At 67.1% G+C, this 6,132-nt stretch carries 6 protein-coding genes and 1 pseudogene; 3 read left to right on the top strand and 4 right to left on the bottom strand.

The window, feature by feature from the left end; translation table 11 throughout:
* A partial coding sequence (locus GH737_RS12335) for a TIR domain-containing protein (protein WP_196233150.1) occupies nucleotides 1–1,098 on the bottom strand: 1,098 nt, incomplete at its 3' end.
* Between the two features lie 105 nt (nucleotides 1,099–1,203).
* Between GH737_RS12335 and GH737_RS12330 the strand changes: the two genes are divergently transcribed.
* On the top strand, nucleotides 1,204–2,202 hold the full coding sequence (locus GH737_RS12330; RefSeq protein ID WP_155265106.1) for a cation diffusion facilitator family transporter: 999 nt from the start codon (nucleotides 1,204–1,206) through the stop codon (nucleotides 2,200–2,202).
* A complete protein-coding gene (locus tag GH737_RS12325; protein ID WP_155265105.1) occupies nucleotides 2,199–2,720 on the top strand; it encodes a gamma carbonic anhydrase family protein in 522 nt (173 codons plus the stop codon). Before GH737_RS12330 ends, GH737_RS12325 begins: the two co-directional genes overlap by 4 nt.
* On the opposite strand, the gene sdhA is transcribed toward GH737_RS12325, so the two are convergent.
* Genes sdhA through sdhC form a run of 3 tightly spaced genes read right to left on the bottom strand, consistent with a single transcriptional unit; the run spans nucleotide 2,717 to nucleotide 5,306 of the window.
* On the bottom strand, nucleotides 2,717–4,522 hold the full coding sequence (gene sdhA / locus GH737_RS12320; RefSeq protein WP_155265104.1) for a succinate dehydrogenase flavoprotein subunit: 1,806 nt from the start codon (nucleotides 4,520–4,522) through the stop codon (nucleotides 2,717–2,719). The two genes, GH737_RS12325 and sdhA, sit on opposite strands and share 4 nt — an antisense overlap.
* Nucleotides 4,519–4,914, bottom strand: a complete 396-nt coding sequence (gene sdhD, locus GH737_RS12315) for a succinate dehydrogenase, hydrophobic membrane anchor protein (protein ID WP_155265103.1) — start codon at nucleotides 4,912–4,914, stop codon at nucleotides 4,519–4,521. The genes sdhA and sdhD overlap by 4 nt, the downstream gene beginning before the upstream one ends.
* Nucleotides 4,911–5,306, bottom strand: coding sequence for a succinate dehydrogenase, cytochrome b556 subunit (gene sdhC / locus GH737_RS12310; protein WP_155265102.1), 396 nt, complete (start codon nucleotides 5,304–5,306; stop codon nucleotides 4,911–4,913). The genes sdhD and sdhC overlap by 4 nt, the downstream gene beginning before the upstream one ends.
* Before the next feature lie 124 nt (nucleotides 5,307–5,430).
* Here sdhC and GH737_RS15835 point away from each other — a divergent pair.
* Nucleotides 5,431–6,132, top strand: a pseudogene (locus GH737_RS15835) (methyl-accepting chemotaxis protein); the annotation flags it as partial.

Below are 6,132 nucleotides of genomic sequence, written 5' to 3'. Positions count from 1 at the left end.
ATGCGGCTCGGGCATCTGCGGGTCGAGCGCCGCGGCCCGCGCGGCGAAAGCCAGCGCGTCGACCGGCCGCCCCTGCCAGAATCGCAACTCGGCGCCAGCCAGCGCTGCCAGCGCCCACGCGTTGGCATAGTCCGGGTCGAGTGCTGCCGCTTCGGTGCAAAGCCGCACGACTTCCTCATTTTTGCGGTAATCTCCGGCGGCGCCGGCAGGCCATAACGCGCGCGCTTTGAGATAGAGGTCGTAAGCGTCCGCGCTGCTGGTGCGGCCTTCGCCGATCGCCCTTTTCTCATGGGGCAAGAGGGTCAGCTGCAGCGCCTCGACGATCGCGCTCGAGATCTCGTCCTGGATGTCGAAAATGTCGCTGAACTCGCGGTCGTAGCGCTCCGCCCACAGGCTTCGGCCGGTCGCGGCCACGACCAGCTGCGCGGTGATGCGCAGCCGCGAGCCGGCCTTGCGGATCGTCCCTTCGACGACGTGGCTGGCGCCGAACTCGGCCGCGAGCTGCTTCAGTTCCGGTCTCACCGAGCCGCGCCCCAGCCTGTGACCGATGACGGTCAGCGCGGAAATCCTGGAAAGGTCGGTGATCACATCGTCGGTGATCCCTTCGACGAAATAATCCTGGTCGGGATCGCCGCTCCTGTTCGCGAACGGCAGCACGCAGATCGCCGGCTGCGCCTGCGCGGTCTGTCGCGGTCGCGGCGGCGAACTCGGCGTGCCCGACAATCTCGCCCCGACCGCTGCGACCAGCGGCTCGAACGAACCGGCACCGGCGGTCCCGCCCGTCACATCGACCGTATGATATTGCCGGAACCCCAGCGGCGGCCGCGTCCCGTCCAGCGCGACCGGCACCAGCCGCGATCCTTCCAGGCCCTCCGCCGCCTCGTCCTGCACCCAGGCTGATTCGACCGAAGCCTTCGACCACAGCACCACCACCGCCTCAGCGCCCTTCAGCGCGGCGTCGATGTCCCACGAGAAGCGCGATCCGGCGCGCAAATGATGGTCCCACCAGACCTCGTGCCCGCCCTGCTCGAGTGCCGCCGCGGCCGCCTGCGCGGCGGCCGAGTCTTCGCGCGCATAGCTGAGAAAGATCCGCGCCACGCCGTCTCCATCCAACCGGCGCAAGTGTGCGGACAATGCGGTCGCTCCGCAAGCTCGCTGCCGGGCACAGCAACAATCGTCCGGCGTGGCGGTTCTCTTCAGCGAATGGTCGAGCATTCGTCCCGCACCGCGATCATCGCCGCGCTGATCGGCAATCTGCTGATCGCGGTGACCAAGGGCGTCGCCGCGGCGCTCTCCGGCAGCTCGGCGATGCTCAGCGAAGCCGTCCACTCCATCGTCGACACCGGCAACGAGATCCTGCTGCTTTACGGCCACCACCAGGCGAAGAAGCCGCCCGACAAGTCTCACCCGCTCGGCTACGGGCGTGAAATCTATTTCTGGTCGTTCGTCGTCGCGCTGCTCATCTTCGCGCTCGGCGCGGGCGTGTCGATGTACGAGGGCGTCATTCACATCCGCCACCCGGAAGCGATGACCAACCCGCTGATCAACTACATCGTCTATGCGGCGTCGTTCGTGTTCGAGAGCGTGAGCTGGTGGTTCGGCTGGTCGGCGTTCCAGCGCATGCGCGGCGACAGGGCGATCTTCGCCGCGGTCCGCGCGAGCAAGGACCCGACCAGCTTCATGGTCCTGTTCGAGGACTCGGCGGCGCTGGTCGGGATCGTGATCGCGGCGATCGCGACCGTGCTCAGCACGACGCTCGGCAAGCCTTGGATCGACGGCGCAGGTTCGATCGGGATCGGGATCGTGCTGGCCGCGGTGGCGGTGCTGCTCGCGCGCGAGAGCAAGGCGCTGCTGATCGGCGAGGGCGCGTCGGCGAAGCTCAGCGGCTCAATCCGCGAGATCGCGCTCAAACAGCCCGGCGTGCGCGACCTCGAAAGCATCCTCACCACGCAATTGTCGCCCGACCAGGTGATCGCGACGCTGAGCGTCGAATTTGACGACGAGCTGCGCGTCCCTGAGGTGGAGCGGCTGATCGGCCAAATGGAGCACGAGCTGCGCAAGGAGCATCCCGAGCTGTTCCGGGTGTTCGTTCGGCCGACGCCCTCGCTCGAGCCGCTGCGCAGGGGCGCGGCGGCCGATGCTCAGGCGGGAGCCGCGAGCGAGGACAGGAGCAACGACCCGTCGCGGAGCGAGGTCCAATGACGCTCTACCGGATAGGCAATGTAGAACCGGCGCTCGGTGAAGGCGCGTGGACCGCGCCGTCCGCCGACCTCATCGGCGACGTCCGGCTCGGCGCTCGGTCGAGCGTTTGGTTCGGCGCCGTGCTTCGCGGCGACAATACGCCGCTGATCCTGGGCGCGGAGACGAACTTCCAGGACGGCGCGGTCGGCCACAGCGACCCGGGCTTCCCGCTGACCATCGGCGCGCGCGTGACCGTCGGCCACCAGGCGATCCTCCACGGCTGCACGATCGCCGACGACTGCCTGATCGGCATGGGCGCGCGGATATTGAACGGCGCGGTGATCCAGAGCGAGTGCATCGTCGGCGCCGGCGCGCTGGTCACCGAAGGCAAAAGGTTCGAGCGCGGCAGCCTGATCGTCGGTGCTCCGGCGCGCGTGGTGCGGCGGGTCAGCGATCAGGAGAAAGAGGCGCTGCGAGTCTCCGCGGCACATTATGCGGAAAAGGCCCAGCGCTACGCGGCGGAGCTTCGTCGCGCCTAGTACACCCGCTTCTTGGGCGGGATGGTCTGAATGTCATCCGTGAGTGTGAACTGGTGGACCGGGCGGTAGTCAATCTTCACTCCGTTCGCGGGAGCCTTGCCGCCCCAGCCGTCGAACCAGCAGATCGTGTGCCTCATCCAGTTCTTGTCGTCGCGGTCGGGGTAATCTTCCTGCATGTGCGCGCCGCGGCTTTCCTTGCGGTTGGCGGCGCAGTGCATGGTCACCACCGCGAGTGACAGGAGGTTGTCGAGCTCGAGCGTTTCCATGAGGTCGCTGTTCCAGATCAGGCTGCGGTCGGTGGTCTTCACGTCGGCCATCCGCGCGAACACCTGGTCGATTTTCGCGACGCCCTCACCGAGGGTGCTGTCGGTGCGGAACACGCCGCAATCGGCCTGCATCGTTCGCTGCATCTCGAGCCGGATCTCGGCGGTCGGGCTGCCGCCGTCGGCATAGCGGTACTTGTCGAGGCGGGTCAGTGAAAGCTCGCCCGCATCCTTCGGCAGCGCTTCGGGAAGAGCGCCCTTCTTGACCACTTCGTTGAGGCGGATGCCGGCGGCGCGGCCGAACACGACGAGGTCGATCAGGCTGTTCGAGCCGAGGCGGTTGGCGCCGTGGACGGAAACGCAAGCCGCTTCGCCGACCGCGAACAGGCCCGGCACCACCGCATCCGGCATGCCGTCCTTCAGAGTCACGACTTCGCCGTGGAAGTTGGTCGGGATTCCCCCCATGTTGTAGTGGACCGTCGGAACGACCGGCACCGGCTCGCGCGTGAGATCTACGCCAGCGAAGGTTTTCGCCGTCTCCGTGATGCCCGGCAGCCGCTGGTGCAGGATCTTGGGGTCGAGATGGTCGAGATGAAGGAAGATATGATCCTTGTGCTCGCCAACTCCGCGGCCCTCTCGGATTTCCATCGCCATGGCGCGCGAGACGACGTCGCGGCTGGCGAGGTCCTTCGCATGTGGTGCATAACGCTCCATGAAGCGCTCGCCCTCGGCATTGGTGAGATAGCCGCCCTCGCCGCGAGCGCCTTCGGTGATCAGCACGCCGACGCCGTAGACTCCGGTCGGGTGGAACTGGACGAACTCCATGTCCTGGAGCGGGAGACCGGCCCGGAGCACCATCGCATTGCCGTCACCGGTTTGCGTATGTGCGCCGGTGCAGGAGAAATAGATGCGCCCGTACCCGCCGGTCGCGATGACCACCGCCTGCGCTCGGAACCGGTGTATCGAACCGTCGTCGAGGTTGAGTGCGACCAGGCCGCGGCACACGCCGTTTTCCATGATCAGGTCGAGCGCGAAATATTCGATGAAGAAGTCGGTGTCGTGCTTCAGGCTCTGTGAATAGAGCGTATGGAGCATCGCATGGCCGGTGCGGTCGGCGGCCGCGCAGGTGCGCTGTGCAGCCGGGCCTTCGCCCATGTTCTGGGTCATTCCGCCGAACGCCCGCTGGTAGATGCGCCCGTCGGCGGTGCGGCTGAACGGCAGGCCCATATGCTCGAGTTCGATGACCGCGGCCGGCGCTTCGCGGCACATATATTCGATCGCGTCCTGGTCGCCGAGCCAGTCGGAGCCCTTGACCGTGTCGTACATGTGCCAGGTCCAGTGGTCCGGGCCCATGTTGCCGAGGCTGGCGGCGATCCCGCCTTGCGCGGCGACGGTGTGGCTCCGGGTTGGGAAGACCTTGGTGACGCAGGCGGTCTTCAGTCCGTGCTCGGCCGCGCCCATCGCGGCGCGCAGGCCCGAGCCGCCGGCGCCCACGACCACGACGTCGTAGCTATGGTCGACGATCTGATATGCGCTCACGCCCTTGCTCCGAACGCCAGCGACGCAAGAGCGTAGAGGGCGATGGCTGCGCCGGCGACGGCGAGGAACAGGAAGAAGGTGTTCACCGCGAAATTCGTGCCGGGCTCATGCACATAGTCGTCGACCACTACCTTCATGCCGTCGAGTGCATGCTTGAAGCCGACGACGACCAGCAGCGCCATCGGGATCGCTCCGGTCGGCGCGCTCAGCCATTCGGCGAGCGTGTGCGGGTCGAGGCCCGGCAGTAGCAGGAGCGAGGCGACGAACCAGCTACCGAGAAGCAGCAAAGCGATGCTGGTGACGCGCTCCGTGAGCCAGTGCTCGCCGCCTTCGCGGGCGGAGCCGAGGCCGCGGACCTTGCCGAGCGGAGTCGAGCTTGCGCCGATGCTCATGGCCGCACTCCCATCAGCCACGCCCACAGCACGATGGTGAGCAGGATCGATCCGACGATGGTCAGGATCGCGGAGGTCTTGTTGACCCGAATCTCGAATGCGGCGCCGGTGTCGGTGACGAGATGCCTTATGCCCGACAGCAGGTGCTGGAAGAAGCTCCAGGTGAGCCCGACCAGCACGATCAGTCCGACGGGGCCACGCGCGGCTTTGTCGAAGATTGCATAGGCCTCAGGCCCTTGCGCCAGCGCCATCAGCCACCAGGTGAGGAGCGCGAGGCCGGCCACTGACAGCGCGGTTCCGGTAGCACGGTGGAGGATCGACACGACCATGTGCGGGCCCCAGCGCCAGATCGTGAGATGGGGCGAAAGCGGGCGGGATTTCGGGCTTGCCATGGTCCCGCCGCTTAGGGCGCGGCCGTGCACCGCGCAAGTTTCCGCGAGCGCGCCTAACCGGGTCTTAACCATTCGCGGCGCAAGACCGGCTGCAAATGCGCAGACAATGACGGAGAGCGGACGAATGAGTGGCGACACTGGACAGCTGCAGCGGCTGACGGACGGCCAGGTGAGCGCGCGGCTTGCCGCCTATAATGCCGGGGGTTCGCTCGAGCGCGACATCGGGGTGCTTCGCGAGAATGCCACCGACATTGTCGTCGCCGCCATCCAGGCGCACTTCGGACCCGAGAGGGCCGAGCGGTTCGCGGCCAATTACACAGGCGCGGTCGACGCCAACTGGATCCAGAACGTCGCCGAATACGGCCGCCAGATCTTTCGCGAGAAGACGTCCGTTCCAACCTACATGGCGGCGCGCGCGCAGGCCGCGACCCGGATTGTCGCCGGCATTGTCGAGCGCTTTTCGAGCGACAGCGACAAGCTCGAGGCGTGCCTTGGCGCATTCTACCGGCTCAGCACATTCGAGACCGACATCATCCTCGCCCAGGTTTCGTTGCTCGAGGCAATCGAGGCCGCCGACCTGCGCGGCCGCGAGAGCGGCGAATTCGAGCGCCATGTCGCCGAGCTGGTGCGGGCCAGCACCGATCAATCGAAGGCGCTGACCGAGCGCACCCGCTCGACCGCCGCTTCGGCGCGGGGAATGCTCGGCAAGACCAGCGAAGTCGCAGCTGCCGCGGAGCAATCGGCCGTCGCCATGCGCGAAGCCGCTCAGACGGCCGCCGGGCTGATCCGCGCGATCGAGGATGCGCGCGCCGAGGTCGAAGTCGCC

Origin of the sequence: Sphingomonas segetis (assembly GCF_009720245.1) — a bacterium.
Lineage (GTDB): Bacteria > Pseudomonadota > Alphaproteobacteria > Sphingomonadales > Sphingomonadaceae > Sphingomicrobium > Sphingomicrobium segetis.
The sequence above is the reverse complement of the archived record's forward strand: the minus strand, read 5'-3'. Positions and strand labels throughout refer to the sequence as shown.

Coding starts and splice junctions, on each gene's coding strand:
- GH737_RS12330 (WP_155265106.1), top strand. CDS start 1,204: ATGGTCGAGCATTCGTCCCGCACCGCGATCATCGCCGCGCTGATCGGC.
- GH737_RS12325 (WP_155265105.1), top strand. CDS start 2,199: ATGACGCTCTACCGGATAGGCAATGTAGAACCGGCGCTCGGTGAAGGC.
- sdhD (WP_155265103.1), bottom strand. CDS start 4,914: ATGAGCATCGGCGCAAGCTCGACTCCGCTCGGCAAGGTCCGCGGCCTC.
- sdhC (WP_155265102.1), bottom strand. CDS start 5,306: ATGGCAAGCCCGAAATCCCGCCCGCTTTCGCCCCATCTCACGATCTGG.